The organism is Murinocardiopsis flavida, assembly GCF_003014485.1.
Taxonomy (GTDB): domain Bacteria; phylum Actinomycetota; class Actinomycetes; order Streptosporangiales; family Streptosporangiaceae; genus Murinocardiopsis; species Murinocardiopsis flavida.
Genome location: NZ_PYGA01000014.1, coordinates 1 through 26,668, shown reverse-complemented (window position 1 = coordinate 26,668; position 26,668 = coordinate 1). Strand labels below are relative to the sequence as shown.

At 71.7% G+C, this 26,668-nt stretch carries 25 protein-coding genes and 3 tRNA genes; 8 read left to right on the top strand and 20 right to left on the bottom strand.

The genetic code is table 11. The annotated features are described in order from the left end of the window. The first annotated feature begins 17 nt into the window (after window positions 1–17). Window positions 18–839 (top strand): EI24 domain-containing protein, encoded by an 822-nt coding sequence (locus tag CLV63_RS19190; protein ID WP_106584537.1) that lies wholly within the window; start codon window positions 18–20, stop codon window positions 837–839. Between the two features lie 22 nt (window positions 840–861). Here CLV63_RS19190 and CLV63_RS19185 read toward each other — a convergent pair whose 3' ends face one another. The 5 genes from CLV63_RS19185 to CLV63_RS19165 form a co-directional block, all read right to left on the bottom strand. Continuing rightward, the gene (locus CLV63_RS19185; RefSeq protein ID WP_170134274.1) at window positions 862–2,457 is read right to left on the bottom strand and encodes a serine/threonine-protein kinase; all 1,596 of its coding nucleotides are present in this window, start codon (window positions 2,455–2,457) and stop codon (window positions 862–864) included. Between the two features lie 101 nt (window positions 2,458–2,558). After that, window positions 2,559–3,674, bottom strand: a complete 1,116-nt coding sequence (locus CLV63_RS19180) for a D-alanine--D-alanine ligase family protein (protein ID WP_106584535.1) — start codon at window positions 3,672–3,674, stop codon at window positions 2,559–2,561. 73 nt (window positions 3,675–3,747) lie between these two features. Next, window positions 3,748–4,968, bottom strand: a complete 1,221-nt coding sequence (locus CLV63_RS19175; RefSeq protein WP_106584534.1) for a trans-sulfuration enzyme family protein — start codon at window positions 4,966–4,968, stop codon at window positions 3,748–3,750. Window positions 4,969–5,039: 71 nt separating this feature from the next. Continuing rightward, entirely contained in the window at window positions 5,040–6,050 is a 1,011-nt protein-coding gene (locus CLV63_RS19170; RefSeq protein WP_106584533.1) for an NAD(P)H-dependent glycerol-3-phosphate dehydrogenase, read from the bottom strand. Beyond that, window positions 6,047–6,775: a 1-acyl-sn-glycerol-3-phosphate acyltransferase gene (locus tag CLV63_RS19165; protein WP_106584670.1), complete on the bottom strand. Its 729-nt coding sequence runs from the start codon at window positions 6,773–6,775 to the stop codon at window positions 6,047–6,049. The genes CLV63_RS19170 and CLV63_RS19165 overlap by 4 nt, the downstream gene beginning before the upstream one ends. 354 nt (window positions 6,776–7,129) lie before the next feature. Here CLV63_RS19165 and cofC point away from each other — a divergent pair, with 354 nt between their 5' ends. Further along, a complete protein-coding gene (gene cofC, locus CLV63_RS19160; RefSeq protein ID WP_245928909.1) occupies window positions 7,130–7,828 on the top strand; it encodes a 2-phospho-L-lactate guanylyltransferase in 699 nt (232 codons plus the stop codon). 28 nt (window positions 7,829–7,856) lie between these two features. Here cofC and CLV63_RS19155 read toward each other — a convergent pair whose 3' ends face one another. The 3 genes from CLV63_RS19155 to leuC all read right to left on the bottom strand — a co-directional run bounded on the left by CLV63_RS19155 (window position 7,857) and on the right by leuC (window position 10,507). Then, window positions 7,857–8,153 carry an HU family DNA-binding protein gene (locus CLV63_RS19155; protein ID WP_106584531.1) on the bottom strand — a complete coding sequence of 99 codons (297 nt, stop codon included), beginning with the start codon at window positions 8,151–8,153 and terminating at the stop codon, window positions 7,857–7,859. Between the two features lie 336 nt (window positions 8,154–8,489). Continuing rightward, window positions 8,490–9,080, bottom strand: coding sequence for a 3-isopropylmalate dehydratase small subunit (gene leuD, locus CLV63_RS19150; protein WP_106584530.1), 591 nt, complete (start codon window positions 9,078–9,080; stop codon window positions 8,490–8,492). 29 nt (window positions 9,081–9,109) lie between these two features. After that, window positions 9,110–10,507, bottom strand: a complete 1,398-nt coding sequence (leuC, locus tag CLV63_RS19145) for a 3-isopropylmalate dehydratase large subunit (protein WP_106584529.1) — start codon at window positions 10,505–10,507, stop codon at window positions 9,110–9,112. A 210-nt stretch (window positions 10,508–10,717) separates the two neighbouring features. Here leuC and CLV63_RS19140 point away from each other — a divergent pair, with 210 nt between their 5' ends. Then, the gene (locus tag CLV63_RS19140; protein WP_106584528.1) at window positions 10,718–11,401 is read left to right on the top strand and encodes an IclR family transcriptional regulator; all 684 of its coding nucleotides are present in this window, start codon (window positions 10,718–10,720) and stop codon (window positions 11,399–11,401) included. A 156-nt stretch (window positions 11,402–11,557) separates the two neighbouring features. Here CLV63_RS19140 and CLV63_RS19135 read toward each other — a convergent pair whose 3' ends face one another. The 3 genes from CLV63_RS19135 to CLV63_RS19125 form a co-directional block, all read right to left on the bottom strand. Next, a complete protein-coding gene (locus tag CLV63_RS19135; protein WP_170134273.1) occupies window positions 11,558–12,640 on the bottom strand; it encodes a PQQ-dependent sugar dehydrogenase in 1,083 nt (360 codons plus the stop codon). 202 nt (window positions 12,641–12,842) lie between these two features. Beyond that, window positions 12,843–13,970, bottom strand: coding sequence for a PQQ-dependent sugar dehydrogenase (locus CLV63_RS19130; RefSeq protein ID WP_106584526.1), 1,128 nt, complete (start codon window positions 13,968–13,970; stop codon window positions 12,843–12,845). Between the two features lie 119 nt (window positions 13,971–14,089). Continuing rightward, window positions 14,090–14,923 carry an SGNH/GDSL hydrolase family protein gene (locus CLV63_RS19125; protein WP_211301378.1) on the bottom strand — a complete coding sequence of 278 codons (834 nt, stop codon included), beginning with the start codon at window positions 14,921–14,923 and terminating at the stop codon, window positions 14,090–14,092. Between the two features lie 76 nt (window positions 14,924–14,999). On the opposite strand from CLV63_RS19125, the gene CLV63_RS19120 reads away from it, so the two are divergent. After that, entirely contained in the window at window positions 15,000–15,656 is a 657-nt protein-coding gene (locus tag CLV63_RS19120; RefSeq protein ID WP_106584525.1) for a MerR family transcriptional regulator, read from the top strand. 48 nt (window positions 15,657–15,704) lie between these two features. Here CLV63_RS19120 and CLV63_RS19115 read toward each other — a convergent pair. The 5 genes from CLV63_RS19115 to CLV63_RS19095 all read right to left on the bottom strand — a co-directional run bounded on the left by CLV63_RS19115 (window position 15,705) and on the right by CLV63_RS19095 (window position 18,616). Continuing rightward, window positions 15,705–15,780, bottom strand: a tRNA-Glu gene (locus CLV63_RS19115). A gap of 115 nt (window positions 15,781–15,895) precedes the next feature. Beyond that, window positions 15,896–15,968: transfer RNA gene (locus CLV63_RS19110), tRNA-Glu, on the bottom strand. Window positions 15,969–16,032: 64 nt separating this feature from the next. After that, window positions 16,033–16,104 (bottom strand) — tRNA-Gln (locus tag CLV63_RS19105). Between the two features lie 199 nt (window positions 16,105–16,303). Next, window positions 16,304–17,743, bottom strand: coding sequence for a glutamate--tRNA ligase (gene gltX, locus CLV63_RS19100; protein WP_106584524.1), 1,440 nt, complete (start codon window positions 17,741–17,743; stop codon window positions 16,304–16,306). Between the two features lie 72 nt (window positions 17,744–17,815). Further along, window positions 17,816–18,616 (bottom strand): fumarylacetoacetate hydrolase family protein, encoded by an 801-nt coding sequence (locus CLV63_RS19095; protein ID WP_106584523.1) that lies wholly within the window; start codon window positions 18,614–18,616, stop codon window positions 17,816–17,818. A gap of 152 nt (window positions 18,617–18,768) precedes the next feature. On the opposite strand from CLV63_RS19095, the gene CLV63_RS19090 reads away from it, so the two are divergent. After that, entirely contained in the window at window positions 18,769–19,602 is an 834-nt protein-coding gene (locus CLV63_RS19090) for a DUF3152 domain-containing protein (protein WP_106584522.1), read from the top strand. A gap of 123 nt (window positions 19,603–19,725) precedes the next feature. Here the strand turns inward: CLV63_RS19090 and CLV63_RS19085 are convergent, their stop codons facing one another. From CLV63_RS19085 to CLV63_RS19075, 3 genes are read right to left on the bottom strand one after another with little or no spacing between them, the layout of a single operon-like run. Next, a complete protein-coding gene (locus CLV63_RS19085) occupies window positions 19,726–21,147 on the bottom strand; it encodes an ABC transporter substrate-binding protein (protein ID WP_106584521.1) in 1,422 nt (473 codons plus the stop codon). Window positions 21,148–21,188: 41 nt separating this feature from the next. After that, window positions 21,189–22,082 (bottom strand): carbohydrate ABC transporter permease, encoded by an 894-nt coding sequence (locus tag CLV63_RS19080; RefSeq protein WP_245928908.1) that lies wholly within the window; start codon window positions 22,080–22,082, stop codon window positions 21,189–21,191. Beyond that, window positions 22,079–23,026, bottom strand: coding sequence for a carbohydrate ABC transporter permease (locus tag CLV63_RS19075; RefSeq protein WP_245928907.1), 948 nt, complete (start codon window positions 23,024–23,026; stop codon window positions 22,079–22,081). The genes CLV63_RS19080 and CLV63_RS19075 overlap by 4 nt, the downstream gene beginning before the upstream one ends. A gap of 233 nt (window positions 23,027–23,259) precedes the next feature. On the opposite strand from CLV63_RS19075, the gene CLV63_RS19070 reads away from it, so the two are divergent. Further along, entirely contained in the window at window positions 23,260–23,745 is a 486-nt protein-coding gene (locus CLV63_RS19070; protein WP_106584520.1) for a Rieske (2Fe-2S) protein, read from the top strand. A 222-nt stretch (window positions 23,746–23,967) separates the two neighbouring features. Here the strand turns inward: CLV63_RS19070 and cimA are convergent, their stop codons facing one another. Beyond that, complete coding sequence (gene cimA, locus CLV63_RS19065) at window positions 23,968–25,623, bottom strand: citramalate synthase (protein WP_106584519.1); 1,656 nt, start codon at window positions 25,621–25,623, stop codon at window positions 23,968–23,970. Between the two features lie 242 nt (window positions 25,624–25,865). Here cimA and CLV63_RS19060 point away from each other — a divergent pair, with 242 nt between their 5' ends. Both CLV63_RS19060 and CLV63_RS19055 read left to right on the top strand, forming a co-directional pair. Further along, entirely contained in the window at window positions 25,866–26,138 is a 273-nt protein-coding gene (locus CLV63_RS19060) for a type II toxin-antitoxin system Phd/YefM family antitoxin (protein ID WP_106584666.1), read from the top strand. Next, window positions 26,139–26,537, top strand: coding sequence for a type II toxin-antitoxin system VapC family toxin (locus tag CLV63_RS19055; protein ID WP_106584518.1), 399 nt, complete (start codon window positions 26,139–26,141; stop codon window positions 26,535–26,537). The last annotated feature ends 131 nt before the right edge of the window (window positions 26,538–26,668 follow it).

Genomic DNA, 26,668 nt, shown 5'->3' with positions numbered 1-26,668 from the left:
CGCTATCGTCGGGAGGCGTGAGCAACCCCCTTCGCGAAACGTTCTCCGGTACCGGTGTGCTGCTGCGCGGCTTCGGCATGGTGCTGCGGCGGCCCCGGCTGTTCCTGCTCGGCGCCATCCCGCCGCTGATCACGTCCATCCTGTTCGTGATCATCCTGACCGTGTTCCTGCTCAACGTCGACACGCTGGCGGCGTGGCTGACCCCGTTCGCCCAGGGGTGGGACGACACCTGGCGCACCGCCACGCGGGTGGCGGTCAGCCTGGCGCTGACCGCGGTGCTGCTCCTGGTCATGGTGGTGGGCTTCACGGGGCTCACCCTGGCGCTGGGCTTCCCCCTGTACGACAAGATCGCCGAGGCCGTCGAGGACGAGCTCGGCGACGCCCCGCCGGCGCCCGACGAGCCGCTGGTCCGCTCCGTCGCACGGGCGCTCCGCCAGGCGTTCTCCATCATCGCGCTCACGCTGCTGGTGACGGTGCCGCTGTTCTTCGCCGGGTTCATCCCGCTCATCGGCCAGTCGGTCATCCCGGTGATCGCCGCACTGTTCGGCGGCTGGATGCTCACGATCGAGCTGGTCGGCACCGCGTTCGACCGGCGCGGCCTGATCCGGCTCCGCGACCGGCGGCGGCACATGGGCACCCGCCGCCTGCACGTCCTGGGCTTCGCGGTGCCCACCTACCTGCTGCTGTCCATCCCGTTCGTCGCGGTCGTGGTGTTCCCCGCCGCCACGGCGGGCGGCACCATCCTCGCCCGCAACCTGCTGCCCGCCGCTCCCCCGGCGCCCCCGGCGCCCGCACCGCACATCGAGGGCGGCCCGCCGCAGTGGCCCGGTCCCGCGTAGCGGGGCGGCGCCCACCGGGTCGTCAGTCGGCGGGCTTGTAGGAGTCGAGGACGTGCTCGCCGATGGGGGCGTACCGGCCCCGCTTCCCCGCCGGCGAATCGACCTCCAGGATGTTGTGGCTGCTGTCGGGGATCCTGATGTGCAGCCGCTGGACGTAGCGCTGCGGCGTCTTGGGTGTGTCGCCGTTGGTGTAGGTGTAGTTCCACTCGACGACCTCCCAGCCCTCGGGCCGATCGGTCGCCTCGACCTTCTCCATGCGCAGCCGCTTGTAGTCGGGCAGGTCCCGCCGCAACTGCTTCTCCACCCGCCGGCTCTCGTCGAGAGCGTGCTCCTTGACGCTCTTGTCGCCTTTGGCGGAGGGCGGCGAGTACCACTCGTGGCTGATGTAGGCGAGGTCCTTCCGGTCGGGCGAGTCGATGCGGAAGTCGCCCTTCTCCTCGGGCACGACCTCCCACCCCGCCGGGTAGTCGACGGAGTCGCCGTCGTCGCCGGCGTAGGACTCGTACTCGACCGGCGCCGAGGCGCCCTGAGAGGGGCCGGGAGAGTCGTCCGGCGCGCCGCTCTGCTCCGCCGCCCCGCCCTGGCCCTCCTGCGGCCGGGTCGCGACGTAGACCGCCGCCGAGGCGAGGACGAGCATGACGACGAGGGCCGCGGCGAGGAGCAGTCCCCGCTTCGCGCCGGACCCGGACCGCGGCGGCGGGGGCTGCGGCGGGGATTGCGGGGATTGCGGGGATTGCGGGGGCTGCGGGGCGGGCGGTCCCTGCGAGTGGAACGGGGGCGCCGACTGGGGCGGGAACGGCCCGGCCGCCTGGCGCGGCCCCGTTCCGAGGAGCCCGGCGAGCATCGCCGCCGCGTCGTCGACGCCGATGCGGCGGACGGGGTCGCGGTCGAGCATGGCGCGCAGCACGCCCGCCAGGGGTCCGGCGTGCGCCGGCGGCGGGATGGGCGCCGTGAGCACCGCCGAGATGGTGCCGGTGACGGTATCGCGCTGGAACGGCGACGCGCCCTCGACCGCCGCGTACATCGTGGCGCCGAGCCCCCACACGTCGATCGCCGGGGCGTTGCTCTCGTACTCCAGCCGTTCCGGCGCCATGTACTGCGGCGAGCCGACGAGGGAGCCGGTACGGGTGATGGAGACGTCGTCGTCGATGGTCGCGATGCCGAAGTCGGTGAGCTTGACCCCGCCGTCGTCGCCGAGCATGACGTTGCCCGGCTTGATGTCGCGGTGCACCACGCCCTTGGCGTGCGCCTCGCGCAGCGCGCCGAGCAGGTCGGCCGCCATGGCGGCGACCCGCTCCCAGCGCAGCGGCCCTTCGGCGCGCAGGATCTCGGCGACCGTCCGGCCCTGGACGAGCTGCATGACGATCCACGGGTGGCCCTCGGCCTCCAGGACGTCGTGCACCGCCACCACGGCCGGGTTGGTCAGCATCGCCGCGGAGCGGGCCTCGCGGCGGGTCCGGGCGTGCGCCTGCGCCAGCCCTTCGGCGCTCAACCCGGGCGGGATGAGCACCTCCTTGATGGCGACCTCGCGCCCCAGCTGGGGGTCCCAGGCGCGCCATACGGCGCCCATACCGCCGCGCCCGAGGATCGTCCTCAGCTCATACCTGCCGGCGATCACCCTGGATTGCTCCGACGCCATTTTCCCCGCCCGTTGCGTGTCATCCCGACTTCAGCGGATAACACCCAATTGCATCGGCGGCGCCCCGTCAATCGGAGGGGTCAGCGCAGACCGGGCCCGCGGTGCAGCGCCGTACGGATCAGGCGGTCGACCAGCGCCGCGTAGTCGAGCCCGGTGGCGGCCCACATCTGCGGAAACGCGGACGTGGGCGTGAAGCCGGGCATCGTGTTGATCTCGTTGACGTAGACCTCGCCGTCGTCGCCGTAGAAGAAGTCGACCCGGGCCAGCCCCTCGCAGCCCATGGCCTCGAAGGTCTGCCCCGCGAGGGCGCGGATGCGCTCGATCACCTCGGCCGGCAGGTCGGCGGGGATGGTCAGCCCGCTGGTCGAGAGGTACTTCGCCTCGAAGTCGTAGAAGTCGAAGCCCGCGGCGACGTGCACCTCGGCGGGCAGCGAGACGTCGGGCGCGCCGCCGTCCTCGGACTCCAGCACGCCGCACTCGACCTCGCGCCCCTCGATCGCGGCCTCGACGATGACCTTGGGGTCGTGGTCGCGCGCGCTCTCGACGGCCGCCGTGACGGCGTCGGTGTCGGTGCAGTCGGCCACCTTGGTGATGCCGACGCTGCTGCCGGCGCGGGCCGGCTTGACGAACACCGCGCCGCCGAGGTCGGCGATGTCGTCGAGGACCCGCTTGCGCTCACGCTGCCACGCGCGGTCGGGCACGGCGACGTAGCCGCCGATGCGGATGCCGTGCCCCGCCAGCAGCGCCTTCATGAAGACCTTGTCCATGGACGCCGCGCTGGCGAACACGCCGGCCCCGGCGTAGCGGGCCTCGATCATCTCGAAGAGGCCCTGGATCGTGCCGTCCTCGCCGAACGGGCCGTGCAGCAGCGGCAGCACGACGTCGACCCCGCCGAGGGCCTGCGGCGCGGTCTCGGGGCGCACCACCAGGAAGTCGGACCCGCCGCTGAACGGCAGCGCGAGCTCGGCCCCCGAACCCGTGACCGAGGGCAGCGCGCCGTCGGTGATGGCGAGCTGTTCGGGGTCGCCGGAGGTCAGGACCCAGTTGCCCGAACGGGTGATCCCCACGGGGACGACCTCGTAGCGGTCGGTGTCGATGACCGACAGGACGCTCCCCGCCGTGACACAGGAGATCTCGTGCTCGGAACTGCGCCCGCCGAACACGACGGCGACCCGTATCTTCTGCTGCTCAGCCATGGTGGTTGACCCTATCTCGCCGGACGGACGAACCGGAATACGGAGAGTGCCCCGGGGATCGGGGCGGCGGCGGTCACGGTGCCGCGAGCCGGTCGAGCGCCGCGCGCGCGTCGGCGACGAGGTCGGCGGGGTCCTCGACACCGATGGAGAAGCGCACCGCTGCGGGCCCGATTCCGGCCGCCCGCAGTGCATCATCGCTCATCTGCCGATGGGTGGTCGAGGCGACGTGCCCGGCCAGGGTGTGGGTGCCGCCGAGCGAGGCGGCGATCTCGGCGGTGCGGAGGCCGTCGGCGAACGCCATCCCGGCCGCGCGGCCGCCGTGCGGGGTGACGGTGACGACGGCGCCGCGGCGCCCGGCGTCGAAGAGCTCGGCTGCGAGCCGGTGCCCCTGGTGGGACGGCAGGCTCGGGTGGTCGACGCGCGCCACCGCCGGGTGCCCGGCGAGCGCCGACGCGAACTCGGCCGCCGTGGCGCACTGGCGCGCCACCCGCAGCGGCAGCGTCTCCAGGCCGCGGTGCAGCAGGTACGCCTCGTCGGGCGCCAGCCCGGTGCCGAGGTCGATGCGGGCGGCGCGGATCCGCTCGACCAGCTCGGGCCGCCCGGCGACCACCCCGCCGGTGGCGTCGCTGTGCCCGCCGAGGTACTTGGTCGCCGAGTGCAGGACGAGGTCGGTGCCGTGCTCCAGCGGGCGGCACACGGCGGGCGACGCGAACGTGGAGTCGACGACGAGCAGCGCGCCGGCCTCGTGCGCGATACCGGCGAGGGCGGGCAGGTCGGAGACGACCATGGTGGGGTTGGCCAGGGTCTCGGTGAACACCACGGCGGTGTCCGGGCGGACCGCGCCGCGCACCGCGTCGAGGTCGGTGATGTCGACGAAGTCGGTGCGCACCCCGAAGCGCCGCAGCAGGCCGTCGAGCAGCGAGTAGGTGTTGCCGTAGATGGAGTGCGAGGCGACGACGTGCGCCCCCGCCTCGACGAGCGCCATCAGGGTGGTGCTGATGGCGGCCATGCCCGAGCCGAACGCCTGGGCGCGGGTGCCGCCCGGGACACGTGCCCCTTCGAGCGCGGCGACGGCGTGCGCGAACGCGTCGGCGGTGGGGTTGTCGACCCGGGCGTAGGAGTACCCCTCGGTCGCCCCGCCGAGGGTGTCGGCGTACTCCTGCGACGTGGCGAACGCGTAGGTGGTGCTCCGGTGCACCGGAATGCGCACCGGGCGCCCCACGGGGGCTGACGGCAGCGGCAGCCGGGCCGCATACGTGTTCTCGCCGGCGCCTTCATCGATGCTGTCGGACATGTGCACCTCCCGCGCCAGGGTAACGGCACCCGCCGGCGCCACCGGCCGCCCCCGGCCCGCGTACGCGCCGGTCAGACTCCGTAGCGCTCGGGTTTGGCGCTGCGCGACATGAACGCCATCAGGGCCTCGGCGGGGGTCAGGTCGTGGTGCATCATGCCGACCACCGCCTCGGTGATGGGCATGTCGACGCCCACACTGTCGGCGAGGGCGAGGATCGACTCCGAGGACTTGACCCCCTCGGCGGTCTGCCGGGTCTCGGCGATGACCTCGTCCAGGGTGAGCCCCGACCCCAGCCGCTCGCCGAAGGTGCGGTTGCGCGAGAGTGGCGAACTGCACGTCGCCACGAGGTCGCCCATGCCGGCCAGGCCGGCGAGGGTGTGCTCGTCGGCGCCGAGCGCCACGGCCAGCCGGACCGTCTCGGCGAGCCCGCGGGTGATCAGCGACGCCTTGGCGTTGTCGCCGAACCCCATGCCGACGGCGACGCCCACGCCGAGGGCGATGACGTTCTTCACCGCGCCGCCGAGTTCGGCCCCGACGAGGTCGGTACTGGTGTAGGGCCGGAAGTAGGCGGACTTGCAGATGTGCTGGAGCCGCACCGCCGACTCCTCGTGCGGGCAGGCGACCACGGCGGTCGCCGGCTGCCGCTCGGCGATCTCCTGCGCCAGGTTCGGCCCCGACAGCACCGCGACCTGCTCGGCGGGCAGCGCCAGCACCTCGGAGACGACCTGGCTCATGCGCAGCGACGTGCCGAGTTCGATGCCCTTCATGAGGCTGACGACGACGGCGCCGCGCGGGATGTGCGCCCGCCACGCGCCCAGGTTCGCGCGCAGCGTCTGCGAGGGCACGGCGAGCACAACGAAGTCGGCGCCGTCGAGCGCCTCTGCGGCGTCGGCGGTGGCGCGCAGGGCCGGGTTGAGCAGCACACCGGGGAAGTAGTCGGGGTTCTCGTGCCGCGACTCGATGGCGTCGACGACGTCCGGGCGGCGCGCCCACAGCCGCACCTCGGCGACCCCGGCGTCGGCCACCACATTGGCGAACGCCGTGCCCCAGGAGCCGCCGCCCAGTACCGCGACCGTGCTCATTCGGCGGCCTCGTCGGAGTCGGCCCGCGTCGCGGTTCCGGGCTGGTCGGCCGCGCCGTCGGTGAGCTGCCCCTCGCGGGCCTTGCGCATGTCGTAGAGCTCCGCGGGCGGTTCCTCGCCGCGGATGCGCGCCTGGAGGTCGGTGATGTCGCGCATGATGGCGGCGGTCGCCTCCTTGAGCACGGCCGACGTGGCGGGCTGCCCGGCGAAGCGGGTGAGGTCGACCGGCGGCCCGGCGAGGAGGTGGACGGGCTTGCGGGGGAACGGGCGGAGCTTCGCGGTGCCGTAGGGCAGCAGGTCCTGCTCGCCCCAGTGCGCGAGGGGGATGACGGGGACACCGGTCTTCAGCGCCAGCCGCGCCAGACCGGTCTTGGCGACCATCGGCCACATCTCGGGGTCGCGGGTGCAGGTGCCCTCCGGGTAGAAGATGACCGACGCGTGGTCGACGGTGAGCGCCTTCTCGGCCTCGCGCAGCGCCTTGATGGCGTCGGTGCTGCCGCGGTACACCGGGATCTGCCCGGTGGAGCGCGCGACGGCGCCCACGACGGGGATGCGGAACACGCTGTCCTTCCCGGTGAAGGTCGGCCAGCGGTGGCCCGCGACGTACAGGTAGTGCGCGATTGTCAGCGGGTCGGCGAGGGACAGGTGGTTCGCGGCGAGGATCACGCCGCCCTCGCGCGGGATGTGGTGCTGGCCCTCCCACGTGGCCTTGGTGACGGCCGTCATGATGGGGCGGACGATGCTGGCGACCACCGCCTTCACCCATGGTGACTCTCGGCGTTTCACGGGGGTCTCCTCTCGGCTCTCCGGCGCTGGATCGGGAGCGGGCAGCGCACCGAACCGCGCGGGGTACCGGATGGTGGCATGTCAGCATGGACCGAACCGCGACTCCGGGACGCATGGATGACCGGGGAATACCCAACGAAGTGCGGCCGCTCCAGTCTAGGGCGTGTTCCGCGGATCGCTCCGGGCCGGAGGCATCCGAGAGGCGCGCCCTGTCGTGGCCGCGCCGGCCGCGCGGCCGCTCCAGGGCGCGGTCCGGAGCGGCCCAGCGTCGGCCGAGACGTCGAGAGGTCCCCGGTGAAGCAGTCGAGTCAGGCCCGTCGCGTGTCCTCGTGGGTCGTCGTGGTCCCGGTCAAGCGGCTCGGCGCCGCGAAGTCGCGGCTCGCCGCCTACACCGGTCCGCACCGGGGCGATCTCGCCCTGGCCGTCGCCCTCGACACGGTGTCGGCCGTCCTGCGGACACCGGGCGTGCGCTCGGTCGTGGTGGTCACCGCCGACCCCGTGGCGGCGGCCGCGCTGCGCGGCGCCGGTGCGCTGATCGTCGGCGACGAGCCCGGCACGGGGCTGAACCCCGCGCTGCGCCACGGCGCGCTGGCAGCGGCGGAACTGTATCCGGCGGCCGGCCGCGCCGCGCTCTCGGCCGATCTGCCCGCGCTGCGCCCCGCGGAACTCGACCGGGCGCTGACGGCGGCCGGGCGGCATCCCAACGCGTTCCTCGCCGACGCCCCCGGTGTCGGCACCACCCTGTACACGGCGGCGCCCGGCGCGGCGTTCACGCCGGCGTTCGAGGGTGCGTCGCGGCGGCGGCACAGCGACGGCGGGGCGGTGGAGCTGCGGATCGCGGGCGTCGACTCGGTGCGGCGCGACGTCGACACCCCCGGCGACCTGCTCGACGCGTCGGCCCTGGGGGTCGGCGCCCGTACGGCCGACGTCCTCTCCGCCCTCGGCGAGTGCGGGGGGTGCGGACACGACGCCGCCCGGGTCCCTCTCGGATGAGGCCCGGGCGGCGGCGCTGTGCCTGGCGCTACTTTTTCTTCTTCTTGCCGCCGCTCTCGTTCACCAGGGCCTTGAAGTCGGCGCCCGCGCGGAACTTCGGCACGAAGCTCGCCGGCACGTCGATAGCGGCCCCGGTAGCGGGGTTGCGGGCCGTACGGGCGGCCCGCTCGGACTTCTCGAAGACGCCGAATCCCGTAATGGCGACCTTGTCACCCTTGGCGACGGTCTGCTGAATGGTCTCCAACACGGCGTTCACAGCCTCGGTGGCGGATTTCTTATCCCCCAGCCGGTCGGAGATCGCGTCAATCAGGTCTCGCTTGTTCATTGCTTCCTCCGGTTCCCCCTTGCTCGCACGAAATTAGGGGACACCGGGCCCTCGACACAAACACAAACGCCTGGAGAATCAGCGTGTCGGCGGGCTGACGAGCATTGCGGGGAGCGTCCGGCGCGGTACGCGGCGCCGCGGCGGCGGCCGCGGCGGATCCCTTTTGACCCGATCCAAGGACGTCAAATGCCTACGAATAGCGGGAATCCGGACACCCCGGGGGCGTTCACCGGTACGCCGGCGAACGCCCCCGGGGCGCCTCGTAAATCCAAAGGTAAAATATTTCGCGGAGCGCCTGTCCCGCCGGGGTTTCCGGCCCCGGACGGCCCTCAGCGGCTACTGGGTCACCGGCGACCACGACGCGCGGCGCGCCTCGAACGCGTCGATCTCCTCGGTGTGCCGCAGGGTCAGCGCGATGTCGTCGAGCCCCTCGCGCAGCCGCCACCGCGTGTAGTCGTCGAGCTCGAACGACTCCGCGATCCCCGGCGCGCGGACCTCCCGCCGCTCCAGGTCGACGGTCACCTCCGTTGCGGGGTCGGCCTCGACCATGTCCCACAGCCGCTCGATGACCTGCTCGTCCAGCACCACCGTCAGCAGCCCGCCCTTGAGCGAGTTGCCGCGGAAGATGTCGGCGTAGCGCGGCGCGAGCACCGCCTTGAACCCGTAGTCCTGCAAGGCCCACACGGCGTGCTCGCGGGAGGACCCGGTGCCGAAGTCGGATCCGGCGATGAGGACGGTGCCGCCCTCGAACTCCGGCTTGTTCAGCACGAACTCGGGGTCGTTCGCGCGCCAGGCGGCGAACAGGCCGTCCTCGAACCCGGTGCGGCTCACCCGCTTGAGGTAGACGGCGGGGATGATCTGGTCGGTGTCCACGTTGCTGTAGCGCAGCGGCACGGCGCGGCCGGTGTGGACGGTGAACTTCTCCATGTCGGCTATTCGCTCTCTTCGTCGGCGGGCTACAGGTCGGCGGGCGAGGACAGGGTGCCGCGCACAGCGGTGGCCGCGGCGACCAGCGGCGAGACCAGGTGGGTCCGGCCGCCCTTGCCCTGGCGCCCCTCGAAGTTGCGGTTGGAGGTCGACGCGCTGCGCTCCCCCGGCTTGAGCTGGTCGGGGTTCATGCCCAGGCACATCGAGCACCCGGCCTCGCGCCACTCGGCGCCGGCCGCGCGGAACACCGCGTCCAGGCCCTCGTCCGCCGCCTGCTCCTTGACCCGCATGGAGCCGGGGACGACCAGCATGCGGACGTCGTCGGCGACCTTGCGCCCCTTGATGACCTCGGCGGCCGCGCGCAGGTCCTCGATCCGCCCGTTGGTGCACGACCCGAGGAACACGGTGTCGACCCGGATGTCGCGCATGGGGGTCCCGGCTTGCAGACCCATGTAGGCGAGCGCCTTCTCCGTCGACGCGCGCTGCGCCGGCGACGCGAAGTCCTCGGGCGCCGGCACCGCGCCGTCGAGGGCCACGCCCTGGCCGGGGTTGGTGCCCCAGGTGACGAACGGGCTCAGGTCGGCGGCGTCGATGACGACCTCGTGGTCGTACGCCGCGCCGTCGTCGGTGCCGAGGCTCTGCCAGTGCGCGACGGCGGCGTCCCAGTCAGCGCCCTGCGGGGCGTGCGGGCGGCCCTTGATGTAGGCGAACGTGGTGTCGTCGGGGGCGATCATCCCGGCGCGCGCGCCGGCCTCGATCGACATGTTGCAGACCGTCATCCGGGCCTCCATCGACAGCTCCCGGATGGCCTCGCCCCGGTACTCGATGACGTAGCCCTGGCCGCCGCCGGTCCCGATCCGGGCGATGACGGCGAGGATGATGTCCTTGGCGGTCACCCCCTCATTGAGGGAGCCGTTGACGGTGACGGCCATGGTCTTGAACGGGGTCATCGGCAGGGTCTGGGTCGCCAGGACGTGCTCGACCTGGCTGGTACCGATGCCGAACGCCAGTGCGCCGAACGCGCCGTGGGTGCTGGTGTGGCTGTCGCCGCAGACGACGGTCATGCCCGGCTGGGTGAGGCCGAGCTGCGGGCCGACGACGTGCACGATGCCCTGGTCGATGTCGCCCATGGGGTGCAGGCGGACGCCGAAGTCCGAGCAGTTCTTGCGGAGGGTGTCGATCTGGGTGCGCGACACCGGGTCGGCGATCGGCGCCAGGATGTTCTCGGTCGGGACGTTGTGGTCCTCGGTGGCGATCGTGAGATCGGGGCGCCGCACCGGCCGGTTCGCGAGCCGCAGGCCCTCGAACGCCTGAGGGCTGGTGACCTCGTGGACCAGGTGCAGGTCGATGTAGAGCAGGTCGGGTTCGCCCTCGGCACGTCGTACGACGTGCTCCGCCCAGACCTTCTCTGCCATGGTGCGAGCCATTGCGACGCCTCCTCGCGTCTTGGGATCCTGTCCTCGAAAGCGGCGGCCCTGCGTGTGCGTGCCGCGGGCCGCGGCGGTGCGCGGGAAGGATCCGCGCGTGCTGTGTCCGCATGTACGGGGCGCGGACTTGCATTCCAAATAACGAGACTGCAATATCAAGCCATGGACAACTCTAGCCCATCCAGCGGCGTCGGTGTGTTGGACAAGACAATGACGGTCCTTGACGCCCTGGAATCCGGCCCGGCCTCGCTCGCACAGCTCGTCCAGATCACCGGCCTCGCCCGGCCCACCGCGCACCGGCTCGCGGTCGCCCTGGAGCGGCACCGGATGGTCGACCGCGACAGCCAGGGCCGCTTCGTCCTCGGGCCCCGCCTGGGCGAACTCTCCATCGCCACCGGTGAAGACCGGCTGCTCGCCGTCGCGCACCCCGTCCTCGTCCAGCTCAAGGACCTCACCGGGGAGAGCGCCCAGCTGTACCGCCGCCAGGGCGACGCACGGGTGTGCGTCGCTGCGGCCGAGCGCACCAGCGGCCTGCGCGACACCGTCCCCGTCGGCAGCGAGCTGCCCATGAACGCCGGCTCGGCGGCGCAGGTCCTGGTGGCGTGGGAGGACCCCGACCGGATCCGGCGCGCGCTGCGCGGCGCCCAGTTCAGCGCCGCCTCCCTCGCGCAGGTGCGGCGCCGCCGGTGGGCGCAGAGCGTCGGCGAGCGCGAGCAGGGCGTCGCCTCGGTGTCGGCGCCGATAGCGGGGCCGGGGGGCCGGGTCATCGCCGCGGTCTCGGTGTCGGGCCCCATCGACCGCCTGACCCGCTCACCCGGGCGGCTGCACGCCCCGGCGGTCATGGCCGCAGCGGAGAAGATCAGCGAGGCCCTGCACTCGGTCGCAAAGAGCTGACGTGACTCGCGGGGCCCTGTAGGGCCCCGCCATTCCGGGCCGTCCCGCGCCGTCCCGCGCCGTCCCGCGCCGCTCCGGGCGGCAGCGGATGGCAGCGGGCGCGCTCCGGGCCGCGCCGCCCGGAGCGCGGCGGGGTGAGGCGTGGTGCGGCGGGGCTCAGCGGCGCAGGGGGATCCGCAGGATCCGGTCGCGGCCGGCGCCGACCCAGACCTCGGCGCCGTTCGGCGCCGCGGCGACCGACTCGATGCGCCCGTACGCTCCCGCGAACAGCGTTTCGGGCGGGCCGATCGGGCGCCGCTCCCCGCCGGTCAGCGGTACCTGCCACAGGTCCCCGCCGCGCGGCGCGGCGACCCATAGCGACCCACCCGCCGCCGCGGCGCCGGCGGACATCGCGTCCCCCGGCCGCCAGGTGTGCAGAGGCGCGAGGAAACGCGAGGCGCCGCCCTCGGCCGCCCCTTCCTCTTCGGCGTCGGGCCAGCCGTAGTTCCCGCCCGGCTGGATCAGGTTCAGCTCACCGGGGGTGCCCCGGCCCGACTCCACGCCGAACATGCGGCCCTGCGCGTCCCACGCCAGCCCCTCGACGTCGCGGTGGCCGTAGCTGTAGACGAGGTTGCCGAACGGGTTGCGGTCGGCGGGACGGCCCTTGGCCGTCATCCGCAGGATCTTGCCGCCGAGGGACTCGGGGTCCTGGGCGCGGGCCCCGGCGTCGCCGGTGCCCGCGTACAGCATGCCGTCGGGGCCGAACGCGATGCGGCCCCCGGGCCGGCGCGACGATCGGGGGATGCCGTCGACCAGGACCTGCTGCGGCCCGAACCCCTCCCCCTGCCGGTAGGTCATGCGCACGATCCGGTCGTCCGCCGCTCCGCTGTAGTAGGCGAAGACGGCGGCGTCCTCGGCGAAGTCCGGCGAGACGGCGAGGCCGAGGACGCCGCCCCCGCCGCGCGGGCGGGCCCCCGCGACCGTCCCCACCACACTGGGGCCGCCCTTGCGGGGGACCCGCAGGACGCGCGCCGACCCCCGCTCGCCCACCAGGGCGTCGCCGCCGGGCAGGAAGGCGATCGGCCCCGGCGCGTCAACGCCGTCGGCGACCTCCACCGGGACGCCGGCGTTCGCGGGCCCGGCGGCCACGTCGCGCACCGGGTCGACCCTGCGGCGCGGACGGTCCTCGGATACGCCGTCGGCGCACCCCGCGAGCAGCAGCGTGAACACCATGGCGGCGGCACCGGCAGTCCGCTTCATTTCCCGCCTCCGACACCCGCTTCGCCGTCCTCGCGGAACGGCGGTCATCGCGCCCGGGACCGGCTAACGGCCCCAGCACCCAATGTCACGCTCCGCACTCACTACGTTACGCATTGAACGCGGGGCTTCTCAGCGGAATCCGCACATGCGCAGCGGAAAGTAACCGAACGGCAATACGAGGCGCCGTTCGCGGCGGGAATCGTCACTTGTCGAGCGGGACGCGCAGGATACGGTCGTCGCCGTCGGACGGGGACCCGCGTCCGTCGCGGTTGCTGGTGGTCACCCAGATCTCCGCGCCGCCCGGTGCGGCGTCGACGGAGCGCAGCCGGCCGTACTCGCCCACGAACAGCGCCTCGGGCGCCGCAACGGGGTCGTCGGCGTCGCCGGTGAGCGGCACCCGCCACAGCCGCTCACCGCGCAGCGCGGCCACCCACAGCGACCCCCCGGCGATCGCCGCCCCGCTCGGCGACGCCTCGCCGGTGTCCCAGGTGACGACGGGGTCGACGTACTCGGCGTCCTCGCCCACACCCTCGACCTCGGGCCAGCCGTAGTTGCCGCCCGCCTCGATCAGGTTCACCTCGTCGAAGGTGTTCTGGCCGAACTCGATGCCGAACAGCCGGTCCTTCTCGTCCCAGGCGAGGCCCTGGACGTTGCGGTGCCCGTAGCTGTAGACGAGGTTGTCGAACGGGTTGTCGGCCGCCGGCTCGCCCGCGGGGGTCATGCGCAGGATCTTGCCGCCAAGCGAACCGGTGTCCTGGGCGGTGCCGTCGTCGCCCGCGTCGCCGGTGGCCGCGTACAGCATGCCGTCGGGGCCGAACGCGATCCGGCCGCCGTTGTGGTGGCCGGCACTGGGGATGCCGTCGAGGATCACCTTCGGCGCGCCGAGGCCGTCGTCGGGGTCGTAGGTCATGCGCACGATCCGGTTGTCCTCGGCACCGGTGAAATAGGCGTAGATGTAGGAGTCCTGGCGGAAGCCGGGCGACACGGCGAGCCCGAGCAGCCCGCCCTCGCCCTGCGGTTCGACGCCCTCGACCCGGCCGACCTCGTCGACGCCGCCGTCGGCGCCGACCCGGACGATGCGCGCGGAGTCGCGCTCGCTCACCAGGGCGCCGCCGTCGGGCAGGAAGGCGGTGGACCAGGGCACTTCGAGGCCGGTGGCGATGTCGGAGGGGTCGCCGGGCGGCACCAGCCGCTCGGCCGAGGTGCTGGGCGCGGCGGAGCCGCCCCCGGACTCGGGATCGGCGGGGGACCCGACCTCGCCGCCGCCGGTGCACCCGGCGGCCAGCAGGACCGCCGCCCCGAACGCGGCGGTTCCAGCGCGGTGCCTCATGATGTTCGTCTCCCGGTGCCGGCGACCCGATGGCTCGACGTGCTCACTACGGCAACGGCCCGGGGTATGCGGCCGTTCCGCCGTGGCCGTGATCCTACGGAACCCGGGCGGTCACCGCCTCACCGCGCCTCGGCGCGCCCTGCAAGGCACACGGGGGCCAGGCCGGCCGCCCACAGTGCGTATCCCGCCGCGCCGGGATGGAAGCGGTCGGCCGCGTAGAACTCCGCCGCGGCCCCGTCGGCGCGCGGCATCGGGACGTGCGCGACCCCCGGCTCGGCCGCCGATACCCGCATTGCCGCCGCGTCGAGGGCGCGGGCCCGCAGCCCCAGCAGGGGCCGCAGCGGCCACGGCAGAGCGGGGAAGCCGCCCATCTCGGGGACGGCGCCGAGGACCAGGGCCGGGCCGGCTCCGTGGCGTTCGCGCAGCGCGGCGATGATCGCGCCGACACTCCGGGCGTAGGCGCGCACGGACGTCATCCGCAGCACGTCGTTGACACCGACCAGGACCAGGACGACATCGGGCCGGTCACCGCCTCCGGGCGCCAGTGCGGCGAGCACGTCGCGCGCCGTGCGCCCGGACCGGCCGTCGACCCGCCACCGCACCTCGCGCCCGGTGCGCGCCGCCAGTTCGGCACCGAGCCGCCCGGCGATCCCGTCGCCATGGGATTCGACACCGACCCCCGCCGCGGTGGAGTCCCCCACCACCAGCAGCCGCAGCGGGGGACCGACCGGCTCCCCTGCCGTGGGAGAGGCCCCGGCCGGGCCGCGCGCCTCGGGCAGGCGCGGCGTCGTCCTGCGGACACCGCGCCCCTGGACGACCAGGACCGGAACGGCCGCCCAGACCAGCACCTGGGCCGCGGCGAGCAGCATCCGCCGCATCCGCCCCGCGCCGACCTGCTCGGTGCGTGCCGGACGACCGGCCGACGCGTCCCGGGTCCCACCGGCCTCGCCCATGCGCCCTCCCTTGGATAGCGACACTCTCCAATATTGGAGACTAGTACTATCCAATCAAGCGGGAAAGGGGACGGCGGTGCGGATCTCGGAACTGAGCCGGCGCAGCGGGGTATCCGTCGCGACGATCAAGTACTACCTGCGTGAAGGCCTCGTGCCGAAAGGCGAGGCGACCGGCGCCACCCAGGCCCGGTACGGCGAAGCGCACCTGCACCGCCTGCGGCTCATCCGCGCGCTCGTCGAGGTCGGCGACGCGCCACTGGCGAAGGTGCACGCCATCACGGCCGCACTCGACTCAGCGGACGGCGGCGACCTGCACCGGCTGCTCGGCATCACGATGTACGCCCTGGCACCCGAGCCGCACCGCCCGGCCGAGGGCGACCCCGCATGGACAGCGGCGCAGGAGGAGGCCGACGCCCTCATCGCGGAACTGGGCTGGCGGGTCACCCGGTCGTCGCCGGCCCGCGGCCGGCTCGCCGCCGCACTCGCCGCGACCGACCGGATCGGGCGCCCGGTCAGCACGCGGATCCTGCGCAGCTATGCGCGGGCGGCCGAGATCGCCGCAGAGGACGACCTCACCGTCATCGACCCCGACGCCCCGCGCGACCAGACCCTGGAGCACGTGGTCATCGTCACCGCACGGTTGGAGCAGGCCCTCGCGGCGCTGCACCGGCTCGCCCAGGAGGACGCCTCGGCCCGCAGCTTCGGGAGGCCGCGCCCGGGCGCCGGCGCCTGACGCGAAGAAAGGGGGACAGCAAAAAGTCCTCGTCGCTGGGACGAGGACTGGTACCCCCGAGCGGATTCGAACCGCCGTTACCGCCTTGAGAGGGCGGCGTCCTAGGCCACTAGACGACGGGGGCCTGCCGGACTCCACGCGGTTCCTCGGCTCGCGCCGACGGGTACCGCGGCCCTGCACCGGAGCCGACCTGCGCCCCGGCAACCGCGACCACCGGAGTGGAAGCGGATCTTCGTGCGTACCCCCGAGCGGATTCGAACCGCCGTTACCGCCTTGAGAGGGCGGCGTCCTAGGCCACTAGACGACGGGGGCCGGTGGACGAGCCGGGGTCTCGACTCCCGGCTCTGCGATGACAACCGAAAACGGTTGCCACGTGCTGGGGTACCAGGACTCGAACCTAGACTAACTGAACCAGAATCAGTCGTGCTGCCGATTACACCATACCCCAGTGCTCTTAGGGGACCGACCCAAATCGGGTTTCGCTCCCCTCGGCGCAGGAACAACCTTAGCGGACTCGCGGAGTGCCCGCGAACGGATTGCGGATGGCACAGCGCACTCCCCCGCGCCCCGACGGGCGCACCGGAGCACCCCCGGAGCGCTCCCCCGGCTCACCCCGTCGGCTCACGCCACCGGAGCACTCCCCCGGCTCACTCCGCCGACTGCTGTGCGGCGAGTCGGTCGGCCGCCGCGCGCAGCCGCGCGAGGACGCGCTCGCGGCCCAGCAGCTCCAGCGACTCGAACAGCGGCAGCCCCACCGTGCGCCCGGTGACGGCCACCCGGACGGGCGCCTGCGCCTTGCCGAGCTTTAGCCCCAGTCCGGCGCCCGCCTCCTCCAGCGCGGCCTTCAGCGCCTCGGCCTCCCACACCAGACCGGGATCGGCGAAGCGCCCGATCGCCGCGGCGAGCATCTCGGCGCCGACCCCCGGCTTCATGGCCTTGTTCCAGCTCTGGTCGTCCTCGACCGGCGCGTCGAGGAACAGGAAGTCGACGTTGGGCACGATCTCGCTGAGCACGGCGATGCGGCTCTGCGCCAGCGGGGCGATCGCGCGGAACACGGCGTCGTCGTAGTTGGCGGCCGGCCAGGGGGCGACGTCGTCGGCGAGCCACGGCCCGCAGCGGGACATGAACTCGGCGAGCGGCAGGGCGCGGATGTACTCGCCGTTGAACGCCCGCAGCTTCTTCTCGTCGAAGAACGCGCTGGAGCTGTTCACATCGGAGAGCGCGAACAGCGGCGCCATCTCCGACCACGGCATGATCTCGCGGTCGCCGCCCGGCGCCCAGCCCAGCAGCATCAGGTAGTTCACCATGGCCTCGGGGAGGTAGCCCTCGTCGAGGTAGCTCTCCAGGGCGACCTTGTCGCGCCGCTTGGACAGCTTCTGCCGCTTCTCGTTCACGATGACCGGCAGGTGCGCCCACACGGGCGGGGTGTGCCCGAGCGCCTCCCACAGCAGCTGCTGCTTGGGGGTGTTGGACAGGTGCTCCTCGCCGCGGACGACGTGCGTGATGCGCATCTCGACGTCGTCGACGACGTTGGCGAGCACGAACAGGGGGGAGCCGTCGGCGCGCGCGACGACGAAGTCCTCCATCGCGCCGTGCTCGAACTCCACCCGGCCGCGAATGCGGTCGTCGACAATGGTCGGCCCGCCGTCGGGGATGCGGAACCGCAGGGCCCGGCCCGGCCCCGCCGTGAGGCCGCGGTCGCGGCAGAAGCCGTCGTAGCCGAGATTGGGGTTGTCGCGCCGCTCCTGCACCTGCTCGCGGGTGCAGTCGCAGTAGTAGGCCCTGCCGTCCTTGTACAGCGCGAGGGCGGTCTCGCGGTGCTTCTCGGCGAAGTCGGACTGGAAGTACGGGCCCTCGAAGTGCGGGTCGTCCTCGTTGATGCCGAGCAGCGCGAGCGCCCGGATGATGCCGTCGGTCCATTCGGGCTTGTTGCGGGCGGCATCGGTGTCCTCGATCCGGAGCACCATGCGACCCTCGGGCCGTTGCCGGGCGATCGCCCAGTTGAACAGGGCCGACCGGGCACCGCCGACGTGGAACATGCCGGTCGGGGAGGGTGCGAAGCGGGTGCGAATCGAAGTCTCAGTCACCCGTCCAGGATAGGGCCGCACGGGAGTGGACGCCGGGGGCGGCCGGCGCCGCCGACCGCCCCTCCGCGCGGGTCAGTCGCGCCGGGCGACCCGGTTGCGCAGCTCGCCGATCCGCTCGATGGACACCGCGACCTGCTGGCCGACCCGCATGGGGCCGACCCCCGCCGGGGTGCCGGTGAGGATGACGTCGCCGGGCAGCAGCGTGGTGAACGAGGAGATGTAGGAGATCATCGCCGGGATGTCGTGGATGAACTGCGAGGTGCGCCCCTCCTGCACGACCTCCCCGTCGAGGGTGGTGGTGACCTTGAGGTCGGACGCCTCCTCCAGGCTCAGCCCGGTCTCGATCCACGGCCCGATGGGGCAGAACGAGTCGAAGCCCTTCCCCCGGGTCCACTGCTTGTCGCGCTTTTGCAGGTCGCGCGCTGTGACGTCGTTGGCGCAGGTGTACCCGAAGATGACGTCCTTCGCGCGCTCGGGCGGGACCTCGCGGCCGACCCTGCCGATGACGATGGCGAGCTCGCCCTCGAAGTCGACCCGCTCGGATGCCCCCGGGTAGAACACCGGGTCGTCGGGGCCGGTCACGGCGGTGGACGGCTTGAGGAACACCACGGGCTCCTCGGTGGCCGCACCGGTGATGTCGGCCATCTCGGCGACGTGGTCGGCGTAGTTCTTGCCGATGCACAGCACCTTGCTCGGCAGCACCGGGGAGAGCAGGCGGACGTCGGCCAGCCGGGCGCGCTCCCCGACGAGCCTGATGTCACCCATCAAGGGGTGCCCGCTGATCCGGGAGACGAACTCCTCGCCGGTGTCGGGATCGAAATCGACCAACCCGTACCCGACGTCGTCTCCTGACGAGAACCTCGCGATGCGCACAGCCGATCTTCCTCCGCATGGTCGTAACGTGGACTCCAAGGCTATCCACCCGGCGAGGGCATGCCGCGACCGGCGAGGTCGCCGAAGATCAGCCGCCCATCTGCGATGCTGGGAACATCCACGCACATCCCGGGAAGGTCCACCGCCAACTCATGTCCCGTACCGGCAGCAGCAGCAGGTACCGCGCCCGGTCGGCGTACCGTTCCGGCAGCACGCCGCGGGGCCGCCACCACCGGCGGCGCCGGTACCCGTTCGCCGTCCTGCTCGCACTGGCCGTCGTCGCCGCCAGCGTGACCGTGCTGGCGTCGGGCCCTGTCCAGGACACACAGTCGCGCATGCGCGAGGGCGAGCCCCAGGCGGCCGACTACCAGCGCTCGCACGAGGAGAAGGAGCCCGACGACGCCGCGCGCCCGGCGCCGTCGCCGTCGCCGGTCCCGGTCCTGAAGCGCTCGGTGGTGAAGGAGGTCCGCTCCGGCAAGGGCGACCTGAAGACCGTCGGGGGAACGAGCGGTGTCGCCGGCAAAGGGCCGCTGAAGCGCTACGCCGTCGAGGTCGAGGAAGGGCTGCCCGGCAAGCCGGCCGACTTCGCCGCCGCTGTGGAACAGATCCTCGGCGACCCCCGAAGCTGGGGCAACGACGGCGACATGGCGTTCCAGCGGGTCGGCTCCACAGACGACGCCGAGATCCGCGTGGCGCTGGCGTCGCCCGAGACCGTCGACCGGATGTGCGCCCCGCTGAGCACCAACGGCGTCGTGTCGTGCACGCAGGGCAAGCACGTGATCATCAACCAGAACCGCTGGGTGTCGGGCGTCCCCCACTTCAAGGGCGACCTCGACACCTACCGCGTCTACGTGATCAACCACGAGGTGGGCCACGCGCTGGGCCACGGCCACGTCGACTGCGACGGCAGCGGGCTCGCGCCCGTCATGCAGCAGCAGACCTTCAGCCTCAAGGGCTGCAAGAAGAACGGCTGGGTGCACCCCTAAGCGACTGTTGCGCGGAACCCGCGGCTCAGGGCGCTGGCTGGGGGATGCCGGGCGGGGGTCCGCCGGCGGGCGCCGGCATGGGGACGTCCGCGCACCCGGCGTGAGTGCGCGGACGTCCGGGGATCAGTTGTCGATCGACTCGTTGTACTTGGCGATCGACCCCTGCATCTTCTTCGCCGACTTGGTCAGCTCCTCCTGCGGGTCGGCGCCATCGGCGGTCACGGCCCGCTCCCAGCCCTCTTCGTTGGCCATGCGGCCCTCGCTCATGACCCCGAGCAGGCACCCGGCGGTCGCCTCATTGGGCTTGGTCTCGCGCAGCTGGTCCAGCGCCGTGGTGGACTGCGGGAACTTCTCGGTCTGCTCCTTCGCCTCCGGCTGCTCGTAGCCGTCGGTGTTCACCGAGAGGTAGCCGGTGCCGGCGTGCCACTTCGACTGGGCCTCCGGGGAGAGCAGGAACTTCACGAACTCCCACGAGGCGCGCTGCTCGACCTGCTCGTGGCCGGGACCGTTGATCCACAGCGAGGCGCCGCCGATGATCGAGCCGCCCGGGTCGCCGTCGTTGGCGAGCGGGAAGTAGCCGGTGCCCACCTCGAAATCGGCCTGGTCGAGGATGGCGCCGAGTGCGCTGGTGGAGTCGAGCGTCATGGCGGCCCGCCCGCTGTTGAACGCGGCCTGGGAATCCTCGGTCTTGCGGCCGACGTTCACCGCGTACCCGTCATCGAGCATGCCCTTCCACCAGTCGACGACCTCGACTGCGGTGCCCTCGTCGTAGGTCACCTCGGTGGCGAGGCCCTCGCGGCCGTTGCCCTTGTTGCAGTACGACTCGCCGGCCCTTGCCTTGAACTGCTCGATGAACCAGCCGTACATGGCCGCGCCCAGGCCGTACTGCTCGACCTTCGACCCGTCCTTCTCCGTCAGCTTCTCGGAGTACTCCCGCACCTCTTCGAGGGTCTTCGGCGGCTTCTCCGGGTCGAGGCCCGCCTTCTTGAAGGCGTCCTTGTTGATGTAGAGCAGCGGGGTCGAGGAGTTGAACGGGAACGCCTGGAGCTCGCCGTCGACCGTGTAGTAGTTGCGCAGCCCTTCTTCGAGCTTCGAGTCGTCGTACTTGTCCTTGTCGACGAACGACTGCGCGGGGATCGCCTGCTTCGCGTCGATCATGAACCGGGTGCCGATGTCGTAGATCTGCACCAGTTCGGGGGTGTCGCCCTTCTGGACGGCGCCCCGGTACTTGGCGAGGGTGTCGTCGTAGATGCCCTGGAACGAGGGGTTGACCTTGATCTTGCCCTCGTTCTCCTTGTTGAACTCGTCGATGAGCGCTTCGAGCACCTTGCCGTTGGTCGTCTCCATGCTGTGCCAGAACTCGACCTCGACCACGCCGTCGTGGTCCTTCAGCACGTCGGCCCCCGGTGCGGTGAGGTCGCCGCCGTCACCGGCGCCACCGCCGCCGCAGGCGCTCGCGGTCAGGGTGAGCCCGACCGCGCCCGCCAGGAGCGCGGTGCGCCTCCGGCGGTTCCTGCTCGCGCGATCGATCGGATTCGTGGTCATGAGCGCTCCGGCCTTTCATGGGGGTGCCAGCGGGGGGAGTCCTATTTCACGGCGCCTGCGGTGAGTCCGCGGACGATGAAGCGCTGTCCGAAGATCACCAGCAGAAGTGTCGGGATCACCGAGACGAAGGCGCCGGCCAGGATCAGGCCGGGGTTGGCGAACTCGGCGCTCTTCAGGCTGTTCAACCCGATCTGGAGCGTGCGCATATCGGGGTGGTCGGTGATGATCAGGGGCCAGAAGTACATGTTCCACGTGGTCAGGAACACGTACAGGGAGACGGCCATGAGGGTGGGCTTGCTCAGCGGGACCAGGATCCGGGTGATGAAGCGCAGGTGGCCCATCCCGTCCATCATCGCGGCGTCGCGCAGCTCGCGGGGGAACTGCTTGAACGACTGCCGCAGCAGGAAGGTCCCGAAGGCGGCGGCGAGGAACGGCATCACCAGCCCGGGGTAGGTGTTGTCGAGCCCCCACCCGGAGATCATCAGGTAGTTCGGGATGAACGTCGCCTCGTGCGGGATCATCAGGGTCGACAGGAACAGCGCGAAGACCACGCCGCGTCGGCGCAGGGGCAGGAAGACGAACGCGTACGCGGCGAGGACCGACGTCGCGAGCTGCGAGACGGTGATGACCCCGGCCATGATGACCGAGTTGAGGTACAGCCGGTCCAGGTTGATGGCGCCGTTGACGTTCACGAGGTTGTCGAAGGTGAAGCCGCCCGGGATGAGCTTCGGCGGGAACGTCGCCAGCTCCCGCACCGACATGAAGGTGCCCACGGCGGCGTAGTACAGCGGGAACAGCACCGGCACGATGAGCACCGCCAGCAGCGCGTACACGCACACCAGCCCTGCGGTCTCCGCCGGTGTGCGGCGCCGGCGCCTGCGCGGCCGTGCCGCACCGCCGGTCGCCTTCGGCTCGCCGGTCTCGACAGTGCTCACGAGTAGTGCACCTTCCGCTCGATGACACCGAACTGCACGGCGGTGCACACCAGCACGATCAGGAACAGCACCAGCGCCTGGGCACTCGCGCCGCCGAAGTTCGCCGACCCGGTGGCGAACGCCTCCTGGTAGATCGAGTAGACGAGCGTCGTGGTCTCGTCGGCCGGTCCGCCCTTGGTGAGGATGTGGATCTGGCCGAACCCCTGCAAGGCGTTGATCGTCGACAGCACGATCAGGAAGAAGAGCTGCGGCCCAAGCAGCGGCACCAGGATGTGCCAGGACAGCCGGTGCCCGGTGGCGCCGTCGATCCGGGCCGCCTCGATGATGTCGGGCTGGATCGCGCCGAGCCCCGCCGAGAGCACGAGCACCCCGTAGCCGAGGTTCATCCACACCGTGGTCAGGATGATGGACCACATGGCGAGGTCCTGCGAGGTGAGCCACTCGACCGGCGGCAGGTCGAACCGGTAGAGGATCCCGTTCAGCACGCCGCTCGCGGGGTTGTAGAACACCGAGAACACCACGGAGGCGCTGGCGACCGAGAACGCGAACGGCAGCGCGAACCCGGTCCGGAACACCCTGCGGCCGCGGATGCGGGCCTCCAGGAGCAGGACGATGAGCAGCGCCCCCGCGACCCCCGGCGCGACCGTGCCCACTGTGAAGAGGAGCGTGTTCGCGAAGATCTTGGCGAACTCGGGGGTCATCATCTCGGCGAACTGGTCCAGCCCGACGAAGGTGGACGGGTTCCCGACGATGTCGTTGCCGTGCATGCTCAAGTACACGGTGTACAGCAGCGGGTAGATCAGGAAAACGGCGAACACCAGCACCGACGGGGCGAGGAAGGCCCACGCCAGTGTGTGCTCACCGGTCCATTTGCGCCGGTTGCCCGCGGCCCGTTGCGGCCCCTCACCAGGGGCGCTCCTGCCGGCGTCGACCGAGGACGTCACTCACCACCGCCTTTTGTGCAAGGCCCCGGAACATGAGGCAGAGCACAGTTGACCATATGGCGACATTCGGGGGAATGGCAGGTGAACACTTGAGGGTGGAAAGTTACGGATACGGAATCAGGGACGCAGTATTCCTGCGCACGGGGGGTCGGCGGGGCCGCGCGGCCCCGCTTTCGCCGTGTTTTCGGGTGCCCCCGGATACGATGCCGCACACCCGACTACGAGGAGATGCGATGAGCGTTGAACCGATCCCCGGAGCCCTCATGTGCGCCAGCCGCAGGGCGGCACTCGGCATCGCGGGAGGAGGGGCCCTCGCGGGCGCACTCGCGGCCTGCGGCGGCGGGAACGGCGGAGCCGGCGGCGGGTACGGCGGAGAGGACGCGTCGCCGAAGGAGAAGGAGTCGGACTCCTCCTCGGCACCCGAAGGCGACGGCGGAGCGCTCGGTCAGGTCGCCGACATCCCCGTCGGCGGCGGCGCCGTCTTCGCCGCGCAGAAGGTCGTCGTCACCCAGCCGGAGGAGGGCACGATCCTCGGGTTCTCCGCCGAATGCACCCACAAGGGCTGCCTCGTCGACGAGGTCGCCGACGGGCAGATCAAGTGCCCCTGCCACCAGAGCAGCTTCGCCATCGCCGACGGCGCCGTGACGGGCGGCCCGGCCGAGAAGCCGCTGCCCAAGGTGGAGGTCGCCGTCGACGGCGGGCAGATCACCCTGGCCTGAGCGCCGGAGCTGCCGGGCCCGGACATCGGAGTACCCGGGCTCGAACGGCTGCTGAGGTATCGACCTTGCAGCCCAGAACAGGATGTGCTTCGGCCGTCGCTGCTGCGCAGGCTCCCCGGCAGCCTTGCCCCGGTCTCCTGTGGCCAAGGGCGCTCTGACCCCATACCCCGGCGGTCGGCACCCGCAGGGTTCGGAACCGGTCCGCCGGAGCGCCCGCCCCGCTCAGATCCGCGGGTAGCCCTGGTTCAGCAGGCCGTAGTTCACGGCCTGCTCCAGCGCGATCCACGAGGCGTCGATGACGTTCTCCCCGACACCCACCGTGGTCCAGTCGCGGCGGCCGTCGCCGCTGCCGATGAGCACCCGGGTGATGGCGTCGGTACCGGAGGAGCCCTCCAGGATCCGCACCTTGTAATCGGTCAGCTCCACGTTGCCCAGCGCCGAGTACACGCCCTCCAGCGCGCTGCGCAGGGCGCGGTCCAGCGCGTTCACCGGGCCGTTGCCCTCGGCGGTGGCGATCATCCGCTCGCCCTTCACGTACAGCTTCACCGTGGCCTCGCTGACGGCCTCGACCGCCGGCACCGACGACTCCGCAGCAGCAGCACCAGGCGCTTCGCGCGATAGCACCGACGACTCCGCTCGCGTGGTGCCTCGCCGCTCGGAGATCACGCGCCAGCTCTCCACCTCGAAGTACCGCACCGACTCGCCCTGCTCCTCGCGCAGCAGCAGTTCCAAGGATGCGTCGGCCGCCTCGAAGCTGTACCCCGACTGCTCCATGGCCTTGACCCGGTCGACGACCCGGCCCAGCAGCTCGCGGTCGTCGGCGAGGTCCAGCCCCAGTTCCCGCGCCTTCAGCTCGATGGAGGCGCGCCCGGCCATGTCGGACACCAGCATCCGCATGTCGTTGCCGAACAGCGCCGGGTCGGTGTGCTGGTACAGGTCGGGGTCGACCTTGATCGCCGACGCGTGCAGCCCCGCCTTGTGCGCGAACGCCGAGACCCCGACGTAGGGCTGGTGGGTGGACGGGGCGATGTTCACGACCTCGGCGATCGCCTGGGAGACCCGGGTCATCTCGCGCAGGCACCCCTCGGGGAGCGCGTCGCGGCCGTGCTTGAGGATCAGGGCGGGGACCACGGAGAAGAGGTTCGCGTTGCCGACCCGCTCGCCGTAGCCGTTCGCGGTGCACTGCACGTGGCTGGCCCCGGCGTCCACGGCGGCGATGGTGTTCGCGACCGCGCACCCGCTGTCGTCCTGGGCGTGGATCCCGAGGCGGGCGCCGGTCTCGGCGCGGACCGCCGTGACCACCCGGGTGATGTCGGCGGGCAGCATGCCGCCGTTGGTGTCGCACAGGACGACGACGGAGGCGCCGCCCTCAGCCGCGGCGCGCACCGCGCTCAGCGCGTACTCGGGGTTGTAGTGGTACCCGTCGAAGAAGTGTTCCAGGTCGACGAACACGCGCTGGCCGTTCTCCCGCAGGTGGCGCACCGTGTCGGTGATCATCGCGAGGTTCTCGTCCAGTGTCGTGCGCAACGCCTTCCGGACGTGCCGGTCGTCGCTCTTGGCGACAAGAGTGACGACCGGCGCACCCGATTCGCGCAGGGCGGCCACCTGAGGGTCGTCGGCGGCCTTCGCACCGGGTCGGCGGGTCGCGCCGAACGCGGTGAGCTGCGCGTGCTCCAGCGAAAGCTCGGTCCGAGCACGCTGGAAGAATTCGGTGTCCTTCGGGTTGGCGCCGGGCCAGCCGCCCTCGATGAAGCCCACGCCGAACTCGTCGAGCAGCTTCGCGATGGCGAGCTTGTCGGCGACGGTGAGGTTGACGCCCTCGCGCTGCGCCCCGTCGCGGAGGGTGGTGTCGAAGACGTGGAAACTGTCGTCCAGCATGAGCGGAACTCCCGAGGAATGGATGGTCTGCCAGTGCCCATAAAAAAAACCCCTCGTGGACACGAGAGGTCAGCGCGCTGGCAAGGTCCGATGGTCAGCCGGCGCGCCACACGATAATGATCATCTGGGACGGCACACTGCCAGTGTGCCACAGACCCCGGACGTTCGGCGCCATGGCCGCAATTGGTATCCGAGCAGTCACGAGCAGATCTTGTACTACATAAATGTATTACAATGGGCTCATGTCCAGTGTGTCAGTCAGAGTCCTCAACCAGGAGACGGCTCGTGTCCTCGCCCAGGTGAAGAGCGGCGAGGAGATCGAGTTGACCGAACGCGGAGTCGTCATCGCCCGCATCGTGCCGAGTTCGCCCGCGCCCACGGCGGCGCTGTACGCATCGGGCAAGTTCCGCGCGCCCACTGCCAGCGGCCCCATGCCTCGTCCGCACGGAGCCGTACGCGACAACGATGAGGCCGGGGCACTCGTCCGCGAAATGCGCGACGAGGAACGGTACTGAGTGATCTACCTCGACACAGCCGCACTGATCAAACTGATCCGCCCCGAAGCGGAAAGCGACGCCCTGGCGGATTGGCTGGACGAGCGGTCGGGAGTCCCACTCGTCTCCTCCGTGCTCTCCGAAGTCGAAGTCCCGCGTGCGCTACGGCGGAGTGAGCCCTCACTGCTCGCGTCCGTTCCGGCTGTACTCCAGCGCATCGGCGTGTACGACATCGACGACGTCGTGAGATCGACCGCTGCGAGCTACAACGACCCGCTTCTCCGCCCATTGGACGCGATCCATCTCGCGACGGCCCACGCGATCTTCGGCCCTCAGTTGTCCGCTTTCGTCACTTATGACAAGCGCCTTCTCTTGGCGGCCGATGGGCTTGGGCTGCCTACGGCGGCACCGGCCGGGTGAGGCCGGCCGCCCTTGTGGGGCGGCCGGCCTTTCCGGGGAAGCTCCTATAGATCGTCAAGCGGTCTGTAGAAGCGGTTTGGCGGTGTGGATCACATGGGGTAGATGGCGGTAGATCTCGCGGGCGACGAACC